Origin of the sequence: Amycolatopsis sp. lyj-112, assembly GCF_046549055.1 — a bacterium.
Classification (GTDB): Bacteria; Actinomycetota; Actinomycetes; order Mycobacteriales; family Pseudonocardiaceae; genus Amycolatopsis.
The window spans coordinates 116,279-137,137 of the sequence record NZ_JAJPWS010000018.1; the positions used below are offsets into that span (position 1 = coordinate 116,279).

Annotated in this window: 13 protein-coding genes; 2 read left to right on the forward strand and 11 right to left on the reverse strand. The window is 68.8% G+C overall.

Features of this window, described 5'->3' with window-relative positions:
• Positions 1 to 65: 65 nt before the first annotated feature.
• From ACLJRL_RS37000 to ACLJRL_RS37020, 5 genes are read right to left on the reverse strand one after another with little or no spacing between them, the layout of a single operon-like run.
• On the reverse strand, positions 66 to 1,523 hold the full coding sequence (locus ACLJRL_RS37000) for an aldehyde dehydrogenase (NADP(+)) (protein WP_410661042.1): 1,458 nt from the start codon (positions 1,521 to 1,523) through the stop codon (positions 66 to 68).
• A gap of 15 nt (positions 1,524 to 1,538) precedes the next feature.
• Positions 1,539 to 2,687: a hypothetical protein gene (locus ACLJRL_RS37005; protein WP_410661043.1), complete on the reverse strand. Its 1,149-nt coding sequence runs from the start codon at positions 2,685 to 2,687 to the stop codon at positions 1,539 to 1,541.
• A 4-nt stretch (positions 2,688 to 2,691) separates the two neighbouring features.
• The gene (locus ACLJRL_RS37010; RefSeq protein ID WP_410661044.1) at positions 2,692 to 3,948 is read right to left on the reverse strand and encodes a glucarate dehydratase family protein; all 1,257 of its coding nucleotides are present in this window, start codon (positions 3,946 to 3,948) and stop codon (positions 2,692 to 2,694) included.
• A gap of 2 nt (positions 3,949 to 3,950) precedes the next feature.
• Positions 3,951 to 4,934 (reverse strand): 5-dehydro-4-deoxyglucarate dehydratase, encoded by a 984-nt coding sequence (locus ACLJRL_RS37015; protein WP_410661045.1) that lies wholly within the window; start codon positions 4,932 to 4,934, stop codon positions 3,951 to 3,953.
• Between the two features lie 48 nt (positions 4,935 to 4,982).
• Complete coding sequence (locus ACLJRL_RS37020) at positions 4,983 to 6,494, reverse strand: sodium:solute symporter family protein (protein WP_410661046.1); 1,512 nt, start codon at positions 6,492 to 6,494, stop codon at positions 4,983 to 4,985.
• 159 nt (positions 6,495 to 6,653) lie between these two features.
• On the opposite strand from ACLJRL_RS37020, the gene ACLJRL_RS37025 reads away from it, so the two are divergent.
• Together ACLJRL_RS37025 and ACLJRL_RS37030 are read left to right on the forward strand one after the other, a co-directional pair.
• A complete protein-coding gene (locus tag ACLJRL_RS37025) occupies positions 6,654 to 7,469 on the forward strand; it encodes an IclR family transcriptional regulator (protein ID WP_410661047.1) in 816 nt (271 codons plus the stop codon).
• Between the two features lie 36 nt (positions 7,470 to 7,505).
• Positions 7,506 to 8,330: an NAD-dependent epimerase/dehydratase family protein gene (locus ACLJRL_RS37030; protein WP_410661048.1), complete on the forward strand. Its 825-nt coding sequence runs from the start codon at positions 7,506 to 7,508 to the stop codon at positions 8,328 to 8,330.
• Positions 8,331 to 8,403: 73 nt separating this feature from the next.
• On the opposite strand, the gene ACLJRL_RS37035 is transcribed toward ACLJRL_RS37030, so the two are convergent.
• The 6 genes from ACLJRL_RS37035 to ACLJRL_RS37060 all read right to left on the reverse strand — a co-directional run bounded on the left by ACLJRL_RS37035 (position 8,404) and on the right by ACLJRL_RS37060 (position 20,626).
• Positions 8,404 to 9,396 (reverse strand): peptidylprolyl isomerase, encoded by a 993-nt coding sequence (locus ACLJRL_RS37035; protein WP_410661049.1) that lies wholly within the window; start codon positions 9,394 to 9,396, stop codon positions 8,404 to 8,406.
• A gap of 72 nt (positions 9,397 to 9,468) precedes the next feature.
• The gene (locus ACLJRL_RS37040) at positions 9,469 to 11,760 is read right to left on the reverse strand and encodes a glycosyl hydrolase family 95 catalytic domain-containing protein (RefSeq protein ID WP_410661050.1); all 2,292 of its coding nucleotides are present in this window, start codon (positions 11,758 to 11,760) and stop codon (positions 9,469 to 9,471) included.
• A 33-nt stretch (positions 11,761 to 11,793) separates the two neighbouring features.
• Complete coding sequence (locus ACLJRL_RS37045; protein ID WP_410661051.1) at positions 11,794 to 14,097, reverse strand: glycosyl hydrolase family 95 catalytic domain-containing protein; 2,304 nt, start codon at positions 14,095 to 14,097, stop codon at positions 11,794 to 11,796.
• Positions 14,098 to 14,229: 132 nt separating this feature from the next.
• The gene (locus ACLJRL_RS37050) at positions 14,230 to 15,171 is read right to left on the reverse strand and encodes a hypothetical protein (protein WP_410661052.1); all 942 of its coding nucleotides are present in this window, start codon (positions 15,169 to 15,171) and stop codon (positions 14,230 to 14,232) included.
• A gap of 145 nt (positions 15,172 to 15,316) precedes the next feature.
• Complete coding sequence (locus ACLJRL_RS37055; protein ID WP_410661053.1) at positions 15,317 to 16,729, reverse strand: M1 family metallopeptidase; 1,413 nt, start codon at positions 16,727 to 16,729, stop codon at positions 15,317 to 15,319.
• 21 nt (positions 16,730 to 16,750) lie between these two features.
• A complete protein-coding gene (locus ACLJRL_RS37060) occupies positions 16,751 to 20,626 on the reverse strand; it encodes a Pls/PosA family non-ribosomal peptide synthetase (RefSeq protein ID WP_410661054.1) in 3,876 nt (1,291 codons plus the stop codon).
• Between the last annotated feature and the right edge of the window lie 233 nt (positions 20,627 to 20,859).

Consider the following 20,859-nt stretch of genomic DNA (forward strand, 5'->3'; position numbering starts at 1 on the left):
CGGCGTGGGTGGGGCCTCGTGAGTGGTAATGACGGCTAGAACCGTCATTACCACTCACGAGCTTTCTAGCGTTTCCCGTCGGTCCTGCGAGGCAGTCCCCACGGGTTGTTCTCCTGCAACGGTTCCGGCAGCAGTTCGTCGGGGAACCCCTGCCAGGCGATCGGTCGCAGGAACCGCTCGATCGCGGCGGTGCCGACGGAAGTGCTGGTCGGCGCGGTGGTCGCCGGGTAGGGACCACCGTGTTCCTGTGCCCAGCTGACGGTGACGCCGGTGGGCCAGTCGTTCCACAGGAGACGGCCGGCGATCCGGGTCAGCGACGGGATCACGCCCCGCATCCAGTCCACATCGGACTCTTCGCCCTGGATGGTCGCGGTGAGCCCGGGTTCCATCACGTCGAGCAGGCTGATCAGCTCGGCCTGATCGGTGTAGGTGACGATCAGCGACGCCGGGCCGAAACACTCCTCGCGAACGGTGTCGGCGTCCGCCAGGAAGTCCTTGGCGGTGGTGGCCAGCAGCGTCGGGCCGTGCGAGATCCCGTCCGCGGCGTCGTTCTCCGACAGCACCTCGACACCCGACACGTCACGCAGTTTCGCCAGCCCGTCGGCGAAACCGGCCGCGATGCGCTCGTTGAGCATCGGCTGCGCCGGGATCGCCGAGACGGCCTCGCGTAGCACGTCCTCCAAGCCGTGTCCCTCGGGAAGGAACAGCAGACCCGGCTTGGTGCAGAACTGCCCCGCGCCGAGGGTGAACGAACCCGCGTAACCCTGGGCGATCGCCTCGCCCCGCGCGTCGATCGCCGTCTGGGTCACGACCACCGGGTTGACGCTGCCCAGTTCGCCGTAGAACGGGATCGGCGACGGCCGCGAGGTCGCGATGTCGAACAGCGCGCGCCCGCCCGGGACCGAGCCGGTGAACGACGCCGCCTGGATCCGCGGGTCCTTCAGCGCCGCCACGCCGTTCTGCTGGCCGTAGATGACCGCGAAGATCCCTTCCGGCGCACCCGCCTTGACCAGTGCCTCGGCCAGGACCTCGCCGGTACGAGCGGACAGTTCCGGATGTCCGGAGTGCGCCTTGAGCACGATGGGACAGCCCGCGGCGAGCGCGGAGGCGGTGTCGCCGCCCGCGACGCTGAACGCGAACGGGAAGTTGCTCGCGGCGAACACCAGCACCGGGCCGATCGGCGTGAGCAGCCGGCGGATGTCCGGGCGCGGGCCCATCGGCCACGCGGCGTCCGCGTGATCGACGGTGGCGCCGAGGAACGTGCCGTCGGCCAGCACCTCGCCGAACAGGCGCAACTGGAACGTCGTGCGCTTCAGTTCTCCCTGCAGGCGAGGGGAAGCCGGGAGGTGCGTCTCCGCGGCGGCCAAGGCGATCAGTTCGTCCGCGGACGCGTCGAGGGCGTCCGCGGCGGCGTTCAGCCAAGCCGCGCGCTCGACTGGGGTCGCGGCCGCCGCCGTGCCTGCCGCAGCGGCGGCGGCCGCGAGGATCTGTTCGAGCGTGGCGGGATCTGTTGCCTGGCTCATGTGCTTCTGCTCTCCCTAAAAGAGTTCTTGCGCGGCGCTGGTGGCGGCGATGAGATCCGCCCAGCGCCCCGGTCCGGCGAGGCCGAGGTGGTACAGGTGCAATTCGGTGGCGCCCGCCTTGCCCAGTTCGGAGGTGTAGGCCTCGATGTCGGGCACCGGGCTCGGCGCCACCGCGGTGATGTAGCTGCCGACGGCGACCTTCGAAGGCAGCTTCGCCCGTGCCGTCGCGACAGCCTCCCGGCTGGCGTGACCGGGTGCCCAGTTCTGCAGCACCACGGCGTCGACGTCGTCGGCGACCGACGGCGTGAGCCCGGGAAGCGCACCGGTGACCCAGGGGTCCATCGCGCCGTGGAGCACGATCCGGGGCCCGGCCGGGATCTTCGCGAGCACCTCGCGCCGGAGCGCGTCGGTCGCCTTCTGCCGTGTTTCGAGCAGGACCTGCCTCAGTGTCGGCAGGATCTTGTCCTCGGTCACGCGGAGCTCACCGCTGTCGATCAGCCTGCGGGCCTCGGCGCGCAGCTTGCCCAGCGCCTTCTCCGGCTTCTGACCCGCCGCGGCCCAGTTCTCCAGGCAGGCGTCGCAGCAGCAGACGGACAGGATCCGGGCGGTCGCGGGAGACCAGACGCCGTCGGTCTTTTCGTGCTGGTGCTGGTGCACGGCGCCGAGCGGGCCGCACGCCTCGAGGATGACCGAGGCGAAGTCCAGTCCGGCGAGGCTCTCCGCGGTCACGTTCGCGGCGTACTCGCGCACCGCCGGCTGCGCCGGGCACAGCGCCCACGGGTACCGCTCACCGAAACAGTTCCGCATGGTGGACTCGGGGAACTCCGTGCCCAGCTGCGAATTGTGGGTCAGCACGATCCACGCCGCGGCCGGGATCCCGGCTTCGTTCAGCAGCCGGACGGCGTCGCCCGCGCTGTCGCGGCTTTCGACCCAGTCCGGTTCGGCGGGCCGCAGCTCACCCCAGGCCTCCTCGCGCACCGGCCGGTACAGCGCCGCGTGGCGCGCGACGATCGACGTCCGCTCGGGCGACCAGGGCGTCGCGGCGCGGGCGCTGTGATACGACACGGCGACGGCGACCTCGTCGACACCGAGTTCACGCACCCGCTCCACGAACCCGGGATCGTCGACGACGTCCCAGGGATAGGCGTATCCGGTGACCTTCACGCCGTCACCACCGTGCCGTATTCGGTTCGAAGTCTCCGACGAACTTCCGCATATAGGTCACGTCATCCCGTTTTGTCTGTCCACAGCGGACATAGTCTTCATGGGCCCGCGCCAGCGCGTCGGGGTCCAGTTCGACCCCGAGCCCCGGCTTGTCGGGCACCGCGACCGCACCGTCGACGAACTCCAGCGCACCCGGCGCGATGACGTCGGCCGTCTTCCACGGCCAGTGGGTGTCGCAGGCGTAGGTCAGGTGCGGCGTCGCCGCGGCCACGTGCACCATAGCCGCCAGACTGATCCCGAGATGACTGTTCGAATGCATCGAAAGCCCGACGTCGAAGCACTCCGCGGTGATCGACAACGCCTGGGTGTCGCGCAGACCGCCCCAGTAATGGTGGTCCGACAGGATGACGCCGACCGCCCGCTGCCGGAACGCCGGTTCGATGTCGGCGAACCGGACCACGCACATGTTGGTGGCCAGCGGCATGTTCGCCTTTTCGGCGACCCGCGCCATGCCTTCGATCCCCGGCGTCGGGTCTTCGAGGTACTCCAGGACGCCGTCGAGTTCTTCGGCGACCCGGATACCGGTCAGAGGCGTCCAGGCCGCGTTCGGGTCGATCCGCAGGGGGTGGTCCGGGAACGCCTCGGCGAGCGCGCGGATCCCGGCCATCTCCTGATCCGGGTCGAAGGCGCCGCCCTTGAGCTTGATGGAACGGAAACCGTACTCGTCGACCATGCGCCGTGCCTCGCCGACGAGCGCCTCCGGCGTGACCACCTCGCCCCACGAGTCGTCCTCGGCGCCGAGATGGGCACCGAACTTGTAGAACAGGTAGGCGGAGAAGTCGACGGCGTCGCGTGCCTTGCCGCCGAGCAGGTCCACCACCGGCCTGCCGAGGTAGTGGCCCTGCGCGTCGAGCGCGGCGACCTCGAACAGCGAGTACACGCTGGCGACGGTCTTGCTGACGGAGAACCCGCCGGTGAGCCCGTGCGCGTCGGCGAAGACGACCTCGCCGAGCGTGGTCGCGACCGTCCGGCGCAGGCCGGGCAGGTCGAACACGTCCTGGCCCTTGAGTTCGGGCAGCACCTTCCTGACCTGGTCGAGGAAGGCGAGGTCGCCGTAGGACTCGCCGAGGCCGACCACCCCGTCCTCACAGATCAGCTGGACGACGCCGCGCAACGCGAAGGGCTCGTGCACGCCCATCGCGTTGAGCAGCGGCGGGTCGGCGAAGGCGACCGGGGTCAGGACGACGTCGAGAACCTTCATTTTCAGGCACCGGCCTCGACGGACTTGAGGATGGCGAGTCCGTCGTCGACGATCTTCTCCAGCCGCGCGATCTGTTCGGCGGACGGTTCGACCAGCGGCGGCCGGACCGAGCCGACCTTGTCGCCGCGCAGCCGCGCCGCGGCCTTGACCAGCGACACCGCGAAGCCCCGACCCTCGTCCCGCAGCGCCACCAGCGGCAGATAGAAGCCGGCGAGCAACGCTTCCATCACCGCGTCGTCGTTCTCGGCGAGCGCGCGGTGGAAGCGGGCCGCGATCTCGGGGGCGAAGCAGTGCACGGCCGAGGAGTACCGCGCCACGCCGATGGCGGAGTAGGCGCGCGCGGACACCTCGGCGGTGGGAAGCCCGTTGAAGAACAGGAACTCCCGGGCCCGGTCGGTGTCGACCGAGCGGATCGTGGTGACGATCCGGCTCATCAGTTCGACGTCGCCGAAGCCGTCCTTGAGGCCTGCCACCGACGGGATGTCGAGGAGGTCGACAGCGGAGTCCGCGGTGAACACCCCCGGCGAGCGGTGGTAGACGATCACCGGGATCGAGGAATCCCCGACGGCGTAACGGACATGGTCGACCAGGCCCGAAGGCGGACCGGTCACCAGGTACGGCGGCAGGAGGAGGACGCCGTCCGCGCCGCCCGCCTCCGCCGCCGCGATCCCGGCACGGGCCGTCGCCGCACCGCCGCCGGCTCCCACCCACACCGGTACGCGCCCGGAAACGACCTCGCGAGCCCGACGCAGGATCTCCGCGTGCTCGTCCGGGGACAGCGAGCTGAATTCGCCGGTACCGCAGGCGACGAACAGCGCGCCGGCTCCGGCGGCCACATGGCTCTCGACGTTTTCAGCGAACGCGTCGAGGTTCAGTTCCAGACCCTCGGTGAAGGGTGTCAGGGGGAACGCCAGGAGGCCGTCGAGCTCGACTCGTGCTGATGAGTTCTCAGCGGGAGAACGTGCCTCGAACTTGGGCTGTGCCATGGATTTTCTCTTTCGTTCTTTGTCGGTTGGTCCCGGTGTACCGGTTCCTTATGCGGGCACTGTGGCGCCCTTGTCGGTCTTGTCGTGCGTGACGTCGTCGTCTCCGTTGATGGTGTCGATGATCTCGTCAGTGCTCGCCTTCCGCTCGGGCATGAGATAGCCGAGCCCGATGTAGAGGGCCAGTGACACGAGGATCGGCGTGGACACGGTGACCGACAGCGTCGCGTTGAAGCCGTAGTAGGCGATCGCGTAGGCGATCAGGCCACCCGCCCAGGAGACCAGCGCGGCCCGCGAACCGGACCTGCGGAACCAGGGCAGCATGCCCAGCAGCAGTGGCACCGAGATCGGCCCCATCAGCGCGGCCACCCAGAGCACCACGATACCCAGCACACCACCGAGTTTCGGCGCCTGCGTGGCGACGGCCATGGTCAGCACGATGAAGACGACGGTCGTGACACGGGCCGCCAGCAACCCCTGCGTGTCGGTCCACTGCCTCGTCTTCTTGACCAGTACGGGGAGCATGTCCCGGGTGATCACCGCGGAGATCGCGTTGGCGTCGGAGGAGACCATCGCCATGGTGTGGGAGAAGATGCCCGCCAGCACCAGGCCGATCAGCCCCGTCGGCAGCAGCTCGGTGGTCATGATCGCGTACGCGTTGTTGGGGTTCTGGATGTCCGGGAACAGCAGCGGCGCGGCGAACATCGGGAACATCATGAACAACGGCCACACCAGGTAAAGGATCGAGGACAGCCGGGCGCCGCGACGAGCCGCGTGAGTGTCGGGCGCGGCCATGTAGCGCTGCGCCAGGTTCCACATGCCACCGTTGTATTCCAGTGTCTTCACCAGCACGTAGACGAGCAGCACGACGGTGGTGAACTTCGGCGTCGTCGGGTTGAGGTGGCTGGGGGGCAGCTGACCCCACATCGTCCACAGGCCGGAAATGCCACCGAGCCTCTCCAGCACCACCCAGAGCATCACCAGCGCCGCGATGGCCTGGATGATGAACTGGCCGAAGTCGGTGAGCGCGTCGGCCCAGAGACCGCCGACGGTGCAGTAGACGAGGGTGATGGTGCCGGTGATGATGATGCCCCAGGTGTAGTCCACCCCGGCGAAGACGTTGAGGATCGTGGCGATGGCGAACCATTTCGCCGCGATGTCGAAGATCTTCAGCAGGCTGCCACTCCAGGCGAGCGCCTGCTGGGTCGGGATGTTGTACCGCTTCGCAAGGTATTCCAGCGGTGAGGCGACGCCCAGCTTCGACCGCAGCCGGTTCCAGCGCCCCGCGAACAGCCAGCTACCGATACCGACGCCGATACCGATACTGGCCATGCCCCAGAAGTAGACGGTGACACCGTCCGTGTAAGCGACACCGGCGTAGGCGACGAACAGCACCGCGCTGTAACCGGACATGTGGTGCGAGATCCCGGTCAGCCACCATGGCATCTTGCCCCCCGCCGTGAAGAAGTCCTTCACGTCGTGGATCCGCTTGTGCGACCACCAGCCGATCACCACCATCAGCGCGAAATACGCGCACACCATCATCCAGTCGAGAAAGTGCACCGCTGACTCCTCTCCGCGTCCACGATGATGCGATTAAGCCCGACCTATTCACATCCATGAACGGAGTCTGTTATAGTGATTATGTTCATCCATAAGAACGCTGTTCGGGACGCTAATATGGCCGGAGTCACAAGTCAACGGCCGGATGGAGGAGCGCGGATGCCACAGCAGGAAGCCGCTGTCACGGTGTCGAACGGCGCGACCACCGCGCCGGAGCCCGCCGGGGTCAAATCGGCGCGCCGGGCGATCGATCTGATCGAGACCTTCGCCGCCAACGACGTCTGGCTTTCCCTGTCGGATCTCCACGCGCGGACCGGTTTTCCCAGGTCGAGCCTGCACGGGCTGCTGCGCACCCTGCTCGAAGCCGGCTGGCTCGAGGTGGACACCAACACCGCCCGGTACCGCCTCGGCGTCCGGGCGCTGATCTGCGGCACGGCCTACCTCGACCGCGACCCCGTCGTCCCGTTCGCGACGGAGGCACTGGAGCGGATCCGGGAGAAGACCGGGTTCACCGCGCACTTCGCGCGGCGCAAGGGCACCGACGTCGTCTACCTGGAGACGCGCGAGTCCCGGCACTCGACACATCTCGTCTCCCGCGTCGGCCGTACCCTGCCGACCCACGCGACCGCGCTGGGGAAGGCTTTACTGGCCGAACTGACGCACGACGAGATCAGCGAACTGCTGACCGGCGAGCTGTCCGCGCTGACACCGAACACCATCACCACGCCCGAAGTCCTGCACGCCGAATGCGCGAAGACCCGCGAACGCGGCTATGCGGCGGAAATCGAGGAAGGCAGCCTCGGTGTCCGGTGCGTCGCGGCGGTGATCCCCTACCGCATCCCCGGCACGGACGCGATCAGTTGCTCCATGCCGATCACCGAGGTCACCGACGCCGACGCCCAGCGCGTCGGCGAACTCCTCGCCGAAATCACCGCGGAACTCGGCCAGCAGCTGCGTCGCGCCGGTATCCGCTGATCGCTTATCACTCGTACTTTCCTCGAAGGGGCACCCATGGCAGACCAGCGCGTCCTGATCACCGGCTCGGCGGGCATCGTCGGCACCCTCATGCGGCCGCGCCTGCGCCGTCCCGGACGGGTGCTGCGGCTGCTCGACCTCGCCGCGCAGCCCGAAGCCTCGGGAGGCGAGGACGTCGAATTGATCACCGCGTCGGTGACCGACCCGGAGGAGATGGCGAAGGCGTGCGCCGGGGTCGACGCGGTCATCCACCTCGGCGGGCACAGCCGCGAGAACTCGTGGGAAGCGACGCTCGACGTCAACATCAACGGCACCCAGATCGTCCTCGACGCCGCGCGGGCGGCCGGTGTGCCGCGGGTGATCCTGGCCTCCAGCAACCACTCCGTCGGTTTCCGCCGCAACGACGAGGCCGGTGAGAGCGGTCTGCCCGCCGACTCGACGCCCCGGCCCGACACCTACTACGGCGTCAGCAAGGCGGCCATCGAATCGCTGGGCAGCCTGTACCACTCGCGGTTCGGCATGGACGTGATCGTCATCCGCATCGGCTCCTGCTTCGAAAGCCCGCTCGTCCTCGGCCCGCGCGGCCTGACGACCTGGCTCTCCCCCGACGACGGCGCCCGCCTCTTCGAGGCCTGCCTGAGCTACCCCTCGCCCGGCTACCGGCTGATCTGGGGCGTCTCCGACAACACGCGCCGCATCTACTCGCTCGCCGAAGCCGAGGAACTGGGCTACAAGTCGCTCGACAATGCGGAGACCTACGCGGACCAGCTGGCGGACAAGCCGGCGCCGACCGGCGTGGCGGCCGAGTACGTCGGCGGACCGTTCTGCACCGCGCCGCTCGGGGCGGCCAACCCGCTCTGACACCGCTCCTGGCGTGCTATGAACGGCCCGTTACTTGCAAATTTCGCAAGTAACGGGCCGTTCATAGCATCGCTCAGCCGACGGTGATGCTCTGGAACGTCACCGGGATGAGCGGCGGCCCGGTCCCGTCGCCGGGGCCTCCGGACTCGTTCACCCCACCGCGCGCGACCTTGTCCAGCACCTGCAGGCCCGCGTCCGAGATGCTCCCGAACACCGTGTAGTTCGGCGGCAGTTCCGCTTCACCGAAGACCAGGAAGAACTGGCTACCGCCGGAGTCGGGCGCCTGGGTCTTCGCCATGGCGAGGAGACCGCGGCCGTACTTGAGCGTGGAGAAGATCTCGTCCGGGATGGTGTAGCCGGGTCCGCCCATCCCATCGCCGCCCGGGTCACCGCACTGCAGCATCTGCAGCCCCGAGGCACCGAGCCGGTGGCACGAGTGGCCGTCGTAGTACTTCTGCTGCGCCAGCGAAAGGAAGTTGGCCACGGCGCACGGCGCGAGCGCGCGGTCCAGGGTCAGCCCGATGTCCCCCGCGGTCGTCTTGACCGTGACAGCCACCGTGCCCGAAGCCTGCGTCGGGCCGGCCGCCGGCGGGTCGACCTTCTTCGCCGGCTCTTTCGTGGTGTCCGCCGGGTAGGCGCAGTTCGTCGGATCCGCCAGCGGAGCCGAGCGTTTCGGCAGTTCGGTCCGTGCCGTGGGGATCTGCACCGGGTTTTGCGACGGCCCGTCCGGAGCGCTCGACGACGGCGCGGGCGTCGAGGACGACGACGCGGCCGTTCCCTCGCTCTTCGAATCGGACAGGAAGAACCCCGGTGCCACGAAGCCGGTGATCGCCACTACGGCGACCACCACTACCAGGCCGAGCACGCCCAGCCCGACCCACAACGCCGTCTTGTTCTTCGACGGCGGTGGCTGCTGCGGCGCCCCGTACCAGCCTTGCTGCTGGTACGGCTGCTGCGGGTATGGCTGCTGGTGCTGCTGCGGGTAAGGCTGCTGCGGGGAGGGCTGCTGCCAGCCGGGGGCAGGGTCCTGGCCTTCGGGCTCGCCCGGCTGCGGCGGCTGGGACATCTGTGCTCCTGTCGTCCGGATCGAAGTTCAGGAACACTCTCGCCTATCACTACCGGCGGAGCCACGGCGGGCTCAGGGCATTCCCCATGGCGCGGTGGGCCCGTTCGGCGTGACAGGGCGGATTTCGAGGTCGGGCCGGTCACCCTTGCGGTGCACCAAGGCCTCCTCACCGCGCCGCAGGTCGATCCGGACGTCGCCGTTCGGCAGCCGCCGCCACCGTTTCGGCCTCCCCTGACGGTCGCGCACGGTCAGCTCGCCCTCGATGTCCGTCCGCAGCACGCAAGGCGCGCCCGCCTCGCTGGTGAGCTTGACCCAGCGGGTCTTCCCACCCTGCCTCGAGGCGCTGAGCAGGAACGCGCCCTCCGTGCGGAAGTCACGCAGCGCCGCGTCCGCCCATTTGGCCGGGACGGCGGGAAAGAGCCGGATGACCCCGCCCCAGCTCTGCACGAGCATGTCGTGCAGCGACTGCGCCGCCGAAAGCGGTGTTTCGATGACCGGGCCGGATTCCTTGTACATCGTGTTCGGCTGGATGTAGCGCCGTTGCAGTTCGCCGAGGTAGAACTCCGCCTTGTCACCGCGCAGCATCTGCGCCGACATCGACGCGGCGCCGGTGAACGTGTAGCCCTGCAACGCGCCCTCGAAGCCCACCCAGTGATCGAGCGAGGTCTCGATGATCCGACGGTTCTCCGGCCGCTCCCAAGTGATCTCGTACAGCGGGTACACCTGCAGCAGATGCGAGTAGTGCCGGTGCGACTTCGCGAACGGTACCCCCGCGCCGATCATGTAGCCGTTGACGTCGGCCGGGTACGGGGTCAGCGTGGCGAGCACCTCCCGCCACCGCCCGGCCAGCGGATCGTCGATCCGCAGTTCCGCCGCCGATTCCAGCAGGGTCTTGCACCCCCAGCGGATCAGCGCGAGGTCGTAGTTGCAGTCGGCCGCGTTGACGCCGTACTCCGGTGAGAACGTCGCGGGCAGGTGCAGCTTTCCGTCCGAGCCGGGCGCGAGGAAATGCAGGTAGTAGTTGATCGCCTTGCGCAGCAACGGGAACAGCGTGTCCCGCAGGAGACGCCGGTCCATCGTGTGCCGATAGGACAGCCAGACGTTGTGCAGTGCCCAGGTGAGGTTGCCGACCTCCGGGGTCGGCGTCTCCTTGCCCGGGATGCCGACCGGGAAGCCCGAGTTCGTCCCGGCCGCGCCGTTGAGCAGGTTCATGTCGGTCGTCCGCGGGATACCCGCCGAATCGTGCTGGTACTCCTCGGCGACCTGGCTCGTCAGGTTCGCGCGGTACTTGCCGAGCGCGTGACCGACGGCGTCCAGTTCCAGATGGTTCGAGCCGTGGATGAGCCAGTACTCCAGCTGGACGTTCAGGTTCCACCACGTCGCCGGCCACGGGGTCGGTTCCAGCCACGGGCCGCAGGTCGCCATCACCGGCGCCTCCTTGCGGGCGGCCGCGGCGATCTTGTACAGCTGGATCCAGTAGAAGCCCTGCAGACGAGTGTCCGGAATGGACAGGAACCCGCGCCGGTAGTAGTCATGCCACCAGCGGCGATGCTCGATCGTCAGGACACCGAACGGCTCCGCGCGGCGGACGGCCTTCAGCGCCTCGCGACCCGCCGTCTTCTTCGGATGCGACCAGGCCACCGACGCGTACAGCGTGCGCCGGGAACCCCAGGTGATCTCGCGCCATGCCGTCACGTGCTCGCCGCCCGCCAGCAGGCTCTGCACCGAAAGCCGGGCGTCACCGCTCGTTTCCAGTGTCGCGGGCGGATTGGCGACATACCCGGCGGGCGGCGGTTTACCGAACTTCGGGTCCGTTCGAGGGCTCACCGCTTCGGCGGGATGGAACACCCACCGGAAGCCTCGCTCCCCCTCGGTCGGTTCGATCTCGACCGCGAGCAACGACTGTCCGGTGTGGACGATGGCCCGCAGCGACAGGCTGCCCGCCGCCGTGGTGATCGTGCCCCTGAGTTCGGCGTTCCAGAGGTCCATCCGCCAGTCGATCCCGGTGATCGCGCCGACCGGTTCGAGGGTGAAATAGCCGATGGGGAGCCGGGAAAGACCGAACAGGGATCCGAACTCGGGCCGGTGATCCTGCACTTCACTGTGCTGGACATTGAATCGGACGGCGTTCTTCCCTGGCTCGGCGTAGATGCCCGAGCCGAGGAAACCGTTGCCCAGGAACGGACCTTCGTACCAGGTCTTCGGCATCCTGCGCCACAGCATGTCCGCGGAGCCGAGGAAGCCGGGCCAGTCGAGGCCGCCGAGCGCGAAGTCGTCCTCCACCGCCGACGCCGACGGCGCGAGCCCGGCCGCGGCCACGCCGGCCAGCGCTCCGCCGAGCACCGTTCTGCGAGTGATGTCCATCTTCAGACCTCCTTGTCGTGAAGGGAAGATCGCTCAGGCAGGCAGCCCCCACGCCGGAGCGGTCCCGTCGGCGGGCACATCGCGCGGACGGAGGTCGGGTCGTCCGCCACGCCGGGTGATCACGGCCGTGCCACCACGGCCGAGCGGGATCGAGATCGTGCCCGGACCTTCGGCCCGCCAAGGGAGTTGTCTCCCGCGGGCGTCACGAACCTCGATGTCACCGGGGATACCGTGCTGGAGCGTGAGAGGTTCCCCTGCCTCGCTGTGCACACGGACCCACTCGGTCACGCCGTTCCGCCGGGACGCATCGACGAGGAACGCGCCCTCCGCGCGCAGGTTCTCGAAGGACGCCTCCGGCCAGGACGACGACACCGACGGGAAGATCTTCAGGACCCCGTGGTCGCCTTGCAGGAGCATGTCCACCACGGACTGCGCGGCGGTGATGGGACTTTCGATGGCGAGGTTCGCGCCCTCGCGGTACATCGTGTTGGGCGTCAGCTGGGTGTTCGCCACGATGGTCCCGTCGAGGAAGACCTTCAGATACCGCAACGCTTCCTCGGGTGAGTCCATCACCGAACTCATCGACGACGCGGCGGCATAGCTGTAGCCGTGCCACTTGTCCTGGATACTCGACCAGTGCGCGAAAGTACGACGCATGAGGTCTCGATCATCGGGACGATCCCAGATTTTCTCGCGCAGCGGGTAGAGCCACAGCAGATGCGAGAAGTGCCGATGTGACTCGGCCAGCGGGACGCCGTCGCCGATCAGCACACCGTGGGCGGGATCCTGGTGGTACGGCACCAGTTTCTCGCCGATCTCCCGCCACGCGGGCACCCGCGGGTCGTCGATGCGCAGCTTCGCCGCCGACTCGACCAGAGTGCGCGCCGCCCAGCGGATCAACGAAAGGTCGTATGTGCAGTCGGCCGCGTCGGCGTATTCGGGCGAACGCGTCATCGGCAGACGCAGAAGGCCGTCCGCGCCGACGGTGAGGAAATGGCGGTAGTAGTTGAGTGCTTTGGCGAGCGTCGGGTACAGGACGTCGCGCAGGATGCGGATGTCCATGCTGTGCCGGTACGCGAGCCAGACGTTGTGCAGCCCCCAGATCAGGTTGCCGGTCTGGTCGTTCTTCGTCTCCGGCCCGGGAATCCCGACCGCGCGGGTGCCGCCGGGCCGCAGCCGCCAGTCGCCCGGATGTGAGAGGGCGTAGGTGTCGCCGTCCCGGTAGGCGGGAGGGACCGAGAGTGCGAGGTTGGCGTGATCGCGGCGGAAGGTCGCGGTGACCGCGTCGAGTTCGGGATGGTTGCTGCTGTTGACGATCGGGTAGGTGACCTGGACATTGAGGTTCCACCACACGGCCGTCCAGCTGTTGCCCGTCTCCGGGAACCACGGCCCCCATTCGGCGACGACCGGTCCGTTCGCCCGGGTGGCCGAAGCGACCTTGTACAGCTGGATCCAGTAGTACCGCTGCACCTTTTTGTCCGGAATGGACACCAGGCTGCGCCGGTAGAAGGCGTTCCACCAACGCCGGTGGTCCGCGACGAGCACGTCCGGATTCGTCGCCGACGCCCGCTGAACCCGGGTGATCGCTTCCGGCGTATGGGTCGGTTTGGGAAAGCCATACGCGACCGTGGCCGCGAGCAACCGCCGAGTCCCGATGGTCCGCTCGCGCCACGCCGTCGTGTACCCGCCACCCGCGTGCAACGGCTGCTCGCAATAGTGGACGGCGCCCGCGGTCGCGAGCTTCGGATCGGGATTGGCCGTGTACTCGGGCGGTTTGCGGATCGTCCGGGTCGTCGCCGACGGCAACGGCGTGAACCCCCAGGCCGCGGCCGCCTCGCCGATGGTCGGGGTGAGCGAGACGAGCAGGAGATCCTGGTCGTTGTGCACCAGCGCGGAGAACGCGACCGTGCCGCGAGTGGTCGTGATCGTGCCGTTGAGTTCGGCGTTATACAGGTCCAGGCGCCAGTCCACCGCCGTGATCGCGCCGGCGAAAGTGAGGGTGAGATACCCGATCGGGAGGCGCGAGTACCCGATCGCCGCCTCCCACTGTCCACGCTGGTCCTGGACCTGGGAGTGGCTGACCATCACCTTGAGGACGTTCGGCCGCGCACCCGCGTACAATTGGACGCCGAGGAAGCCGTTGGCGAGGAACGGGCCGTCCTGCCAGCTCCGGGGCAGGCGCTTCCACACCATGGTCGCGTCTTCGACGATCCGCCGATAAACGTCGCCCGCGGCGTGCGCCGGAGGGGCTCCTTGCGCCCAGATCCCCCCGAACGTGGCCACCCCCGCGGCGACGGAGGCACCCTTCAGCATCGAGCGCCTGGACAGTTCAGCCATGGGTCGCCCTCCAGATTCATACTACGTTTGACGTAGATCAAGCCCTGGCGGACGGCATGTTTCCAGACAGAGTCCCACTTTGACCAGAGCACTCACCCGGAAAGCCGCAAATACATCCGATCTCTCGGCTGGTCAGGCGGCACGGTGCGCGCGGGCCTCGGCAGCGCGGTACGCGGCGACGAGCTCGTCGGCGACTCGCTGAGGCTCGGATCGCAAGCGGCTGGGCAGCGTCTGCAGGACGACGATGCCCTCGGCCGCATACCTGCCGTTTCGCGCCAGCGTCGCGGCGTACTGCTGTTTGCCGAAGTGGAAGTCATACGAGTCGACCTCCCACGCGAGACGCACCTTGACGAAATAGCCGTCCGGCGTCGCGATGTATTCGCCCGTTTCGTCTCGCAGCTCGTGGTTCCATCGCGGTTCGGGCAGACCGGTCAGCTTCCACACCCGCATGGCGTCGACCTCCGCGGCCGACCGGGCGCCATCCGCTATCAGATGGAGAGCCTCGCGCGGGATCGCGGTGCCGCGACGGCTCCCGGCGTCGAGTTCAGTGAACAACTCCGATGGGCTCAGCCCGCGCTGAACCGCCTCGGCAAGCAGGGCCGAAACCGATTGCCTCGAACCGAGTCGGCGACATTCATCGAGAACCGCACGGGCCAGTGGCACCAGTGGTACTCCGTCCAAGACGATCGACTGCGGCAGCCGTGTCGTCCGCTCGACGATCACGTGACCTGAACTGCCGACCTTGTGTTCAAGCGGAACGAGCAGATGGACGCGAAAAGGATGGACCGGGAGCGCGCGTAGTCCCTGCCGCCGGCAGGAGGCAGCTCCGGTCACCACCGCATCCGGACCGCCGTACAGCAGCGCCGCATCGACCAGCTGCCGACGGGTCGGCACTCCAGAGCTGAGCAGCAATACACCCGGCAATAGACGCTGCCACGGCTTTCCTGGACGGCAGCGCCGATAGCAAGTCATCGACGGAACGCCGAGCTCGATGAGCCGCGCGACGGTGATCACGCCGCCACGGCTGTACTGGTAGAGGCCCTCGGGATCACGGGCCCACTCGCCGGTTTTCACCCCACGATTGTCAGCGGCTCACGCGCCCCCGTGCCAGTACCTTCTGCCGATCTGTGGATAACTTCGCGGGACGTTGTGAAAGCCACTTTCGCAACGTTGAACGTTGCGAAAGTGGCTTTCACAACGTCCGGCGGGCACTCGAACCTCAGAGAGTGGGGAGCGGCGGCAGCGCGGGTTGGGTGAGCCAAGCGTCAAAGAACCCAGTGAGCGAACGGCCCGCAAACCGCTCGGCCAGAGCGACGAAACCGGCCGTGGTCACCAGACCGTGCCGGTTCTCCACCGCCCAGGCCTTCACCAGCGGGAAGAACACCGCATCGCCGACGGTACAACGCAAAGCGTGCAACAACAGACCGCCGCGTTTGTACACGCGCTCGTCGAACATCCGCGCCACGCCGGGATCGGAAAGGCGCAGGTCTGCGGGTTTCGCTTTCATCCTGGCGTGCCACGTCTTCGCCCACGCGTGCGCGCTCTGCCCGCCGGATTCCTCCGACCAGAGCCATTCCGCGTAAGTCGCGAAGCCTTCGTTCAGCCAGATGTGGCGCCAGTCGGCGACGGTCAGGCTGTTGCCGAACCACTGGTGCGCCAGTTCGTGGACGACGAGCCGCTCGTGGGTGCGCCTGCCGTCGACGTGGTTGGCGCCGAAGATCGACATGCCCTGCGCTTCGATCGGGTCGTCGAGGTCGTCGTCGGCGATCACGATGACGTACTCGCCGAACGGATACGGCCCGAACAGCCGCTGCAGCGAGTCCATGATCCGGCCCTGGCGCCCGAAATCGCGTGAGAACGGCCGACGCAGGCGCGGCGGGACGGCGGCCCGTTGCGGGACGGCGGCCAGCACCTGATCGCCGTCGAGGCTGATCCGGAACGCCGAAACCGAAGGTTGCGACGACCAGCCGGGCCGGGGTCCGGAGACCAGTTCGACGTCGTCGTACCGTCCGATTTGGACACTCATCAGATACGTCGGCGTCGGCTCCGGCCGCTCGTAGACCCACTGCGTGGTGCTCGCGCGGACCTGCCGCGAAACCAGGTTCCCGGTGATCGCGACGAGGTACGGCGACGACGTCGTCAGCGCGACGCGGTAGGTCGCCTTGTCCGCCGGGTGGTCGTTGCACGGGAACCATGACGGCGCGCCGACCGGCTGGCTCGCCACGAGGGAGCCGTCGGTCAGTTCGTCCCAGCCGATGTCTCCCCACAGCCCGGCAAGCGGGCGCGGGTTGCCGACGTAGTGGATCTCCGCCAGGAACTCGGCCCCCTCGGGCACCGACTTCGCCGGCTTCACCTGCAACTTGTGCCCGCGCCGGACGTACTTCGCCGGTCTTCCGTTGACCAGTACCCGGTTGATCCGGAACTCGCCGAAGTCGAGTGTGAACCGCGACAGCGCCTGCGTCGCCTCCGCGGTGATGGCCGCGGAGGCCGAAAGCCGGTTGGGACCGATCTTGTAGTCCAGCTCCAGATCGTAGTGCCGGACCCGGTAACCGCCGTTACCGTGATGGGGCAGATAGGAGTCGCCGGAGGTGTCCGCGCCGGGCAAGGGCTGCGCGGAGGCCTTCGAAATCACCCGCGAAGAACCCCGCTTCCCTTACTTCGTCCAGGCCGAGATGGGATTCCCGAGCCAGCGCGAGTCGGCGGGAACCGCGTCACCCCGGGTCACCAGAGACCCCGGTCCGACGGTCGTCCGCGCGCCGATGCTCGCGCCAGGCAGCACGATACCGTGTGGCCCGAGCGTCGCTCCCTCGTCCAGGGTCACCGGCGACATCGTCATGATCCGGTCGTGGAACAGGTGCGTCTGCACGACACAGCCGCGGTTGATCGTCGCGCCGTCGCCCAGGCTCACCAGGTCCGATTCGGGCAGCCAGTACGTCTCCAGCCAGGCACCCCGGCCGATCTTGGCGCCCATGGTGCGCAGCCACGCGGCCAGCAGCGGCGTGCCGCCGAGCGAACCGACCAGCCATGGGACGGCCAGCACCTCGACGAAGGTGTCGGCGAGTTCGTTGCGCCAGACGAACGAACTCCACAGCGGGTGGTCGACCGCGCGGAAGCGGCCGACCAGCAGCCATTTCATCGCGGTGGCGGTCAGCGCGGCGGCGGCACCGGCCGCGAGCATCAGCGGGCCGCCGAGCGCCACGGCGACCAGGAAGCCATAGGCCGAGGCGAGCGCGAAGATCCCGGCGGCGACCAGCACGGTGAGCGCGACGCCGCACATCACCGGCACGATCCGGCACAGTTCGACGAGAGCGCGGGCCACCTTCAGCCGCAGTGGCGGCGTGAAGGTGCGGCTCGTGTCGGACTCGCCGACCGCCCGGCGGACCGCCAGCGGCGGCATCCCGAGGTACGACGAGCCCTTCTTCGCCTTCAGCGGGGCCGAGGACAGGACGCCGACCAGACCGCGCTTGGGCACCGAACGGCCGGGCGCGGCCATCCCCGAGTTGCCGAGGAAGGCCTGCTTGCCGATCCGCGCCGGGGCGACGTGCAGCCAGCCGTGGCCGAGTTCGTAGGTGGCGACCATGGTGTCGTCCGCCAGGAACGCGCCACTGTCCACTTGGGTCATCTTCGGCAGCGCGAGCACGGTGGACGCCTCGACGTTGCGGCCGACCTTCGCCCCGAGCATCCGGAGCCACACCGGGGTGAACAGGCTGGCGTACAAGGGGAACAGTCCCTCTCGTGCCATGCCCATCAGCCGCTCGGTCGCCCAGACCTGCCAGGCGACGCGGCCGTGCACGGGGTGGTAGCCCTCGACCATGCCGATGCTCAGCGATCGGACGCCGACGAGCACGAGCAGGGCGTAGGTCAGGAAGTACGCGATGGTGGCGAGCGGTGTGAACAGCAACGCCTGGCCGAGCGCGGCACCGAGCGACGAGGTACCGGCGATCGCGTATCCGAGCACAGCGACGGCAGGCAAGGCGGCGACGCCGGGCAGCAGTCCCAGCGCGACCGAAGTCGCGCCGTAGACCGAAGCCCACAGCCGTGAACGCGGCGGGCGGCTCAACGGCCACTTCAGCGCGTCCTTGGTGACCCGGGCGGCGGGCACGCTGCCGCGGACGGTCGACCCGGGCGCGATCTCCGCGCCCTTGCCGATCCGCGCACCCGGGAACAGCGTGGTGCGCGCGCCGATCCGCACGTCGGCGCCGATCCGGACCTTGCCGATGTGCACGAGATCGCCGTCCACCCAGTGCCCGGACAGGTCGACCTCGGGTTCGATGGCCGCGCCGCGGCCGAGTTTCAGCATGCCGGTGACCGGCGGCGGCGAGTGCAGGTCGACGTCCTTGGCGATCCGCGCACCGAGTGCCTTGGCGTACGTCGTCATCCAGGACGCGCCCGCGATACTGTCCGCACCGCTGAACTCGGCGAGCTTCTCGGCCGTCCACAGTCGCAAGTGGACACTCCCGCCGCGCGGGTAGCTGCCGGGACGGACCCCGCGCAGCAGCAGCCGCGCACCGGTCGCGGAGATCGCGATCCGGCCGGCCGGGCTGAACAGCGCGACCCACGCGACGGCGATCCACGCCCAGCTCAGGGTCGGCGCCCAGGCGAAACCGGCCAGCGAGAGCACGTTCGACAGCGCCGCGGCGATCGTCGTCCAGCGCAGGCCGACCAGGCCCATCAGCGGGATCATCAGCAGGGACTGGATGATCCCGGCCTTGCGCGGGGTCGGCGCGATGTCCCGGCGTTCGGTCTTCTGCCCGCTCAGCGCGTCCAGCGTCGAAGCCAGCGCGCCGAGTTTCGGGTTGGCGTAGATGTCGTTCACCGACACCTGCGGGTGCCGGGTGCGGATCCGCGCGATCAGCTGCGCGGCCGTCAGGCTTCCCCCGCCATGGGAGAAGAAGTCGGCCTTCGGGTTGTCGACAGCGACGCCCAGGATCTCCGCCCAGCCTTCGGCGAGCCAGCTTTCGGTGGGCGACAGCCCGGCCTTCGCGGCGTCCACAGTGGACAGCGGCCACGGCAGGGCGTTGCGGTCGACCTTGCCGGAGGTACGGGTCGGCAGCTCGCCGACCAGCGCCAGCAGCGGGACGAGCGCGGCAGGCAGCTGCTCGCGCAGCCGGGTCGAGGCTTCGTCGTGGTCGAACTTCACGCCGTCACCGGGCACGACGTACCCGACGAGAACCTGGTTGCCTGCCTTGGTGCGGCGGATCGCGGCGGCGGCGCCCTGCACGCCCGGCAGCGCCTGGAGTGCGGCGTCGACCTCGCCGAGTTCGATCCGGCGGCCGCCGAGCTTGACCTGCTCGTCGAGGCGGCCGAGGAACAGCAGGCCCTCGGCCTCCGCGCGGACCATGTCACCGCTGCGGTACGCGCGGCGCCAGCCCAGCGAGGCCAGCGGCGCGAACTTCTCGGCGTCCTTCTCCGGGTCGAGGTAGCGGGCCAGGCCGACGCCACCGATGACCAGCTCGCCGGTCTCCCCCATCGCGACCGGCTCGCCCGCGTCGTTGACGACGGCGAGCTGCCAGCCCGCGAGCGGCAGGCCGATCCGGACCGGTCCCTCGCCGGTCATCTGCGCGGCGCAGGCGACGACGGTGGCCTCGGTCGGGCCGTAGGTGTTCCAGACCTCGCGGCCTTCGACGGCGACGCGTTCGGCCAGTTCGGGCGGGCAGGCCTCACCGCCGAAGATCAGCAGGCGGACGTCTTCGAGCGCGTCGGCGGGCCACAGCGCGGCCAGCGTCGGGACGGTCGAGACGACGGTGATGCCCTGGGCGACCAGCCACGGCCCGAGGTCGACACCGGTGCGCACCAGCGAACGCGGCGCGGGGACCAGGCAGGCGCCGTGGCGCCAGGCGAGCCACATCTCTTCGCAGGACGCGTCGAAGGCGACGGACAGACCGGCGAGGACGCGGTCACCGGGGCCGATCGGCTCCTCGGTGAGGAACAGCTGCGCTTCGGCGTCGACGAACGCGGCTGCGGAGGCATGGGAGACGGCGACGCCCTTGGGCTTGCCGGTCGAACCCGAGGTGAAGATGATCCAGGCGTCGTCGGCCGGGACGGGACTGCCCTGGACGTCACCGGGGCTTCCCAGGACGGTGATCGCGCCGCCGTCGGAGACGACGGCGGCGACGTCGGCCTCGCCGAAGACCAGGTCGGCGCGCTCGTCCGGGTCGTCCGCGTCGACCGGCACATAGGCGGCGCCGACGGACAGGATCGCGAGGATGGCGATGTACAGCTCCGCGGTGCCGGAAGAGATCCGGACCCCGACCCGGTCGCCGACCCCGACGCCGTTGGCACTGAGCTTGTGGCCGTAGGCGTCGATCTCCTCGACGAGCTTGCGGTACGACAGCGTGGTCTCGCCGTCGTCGATCGCGCCGGCGTTGGGGTGCCGGAAGGCGGTCTCGGTGAGGATGTCGATCAGGGTGCGCTCGCCGGCGCCGAGGCCCGACCAGAACAGGGCACGGTCGGCGACCGGGGCGGGCGACGGGGAGACGGTGACGTCGGCGACGCAGGGGATCGGCCGGGAGTCCGCGGTCAGGGTCATCGGGCCATCACCACAGGCAGAATAGAGCTGGGCCGAACAAAGCTGGGCAAAACAGAACCCTGGGCGCGCAAGCCCATCACACCTTTCACGAAGTGCGTCATTCGGGCTCGCTCTCCGAATGAGGCGCCCGCTAGCAGACCTATTACTTTACCGCAGGTCAACGGCATATCTCGGTAGGGTCTCGCCAGAGTGTCGAACCTCACCGGCGGGCACGTCGAAGACCGAGGTCATCG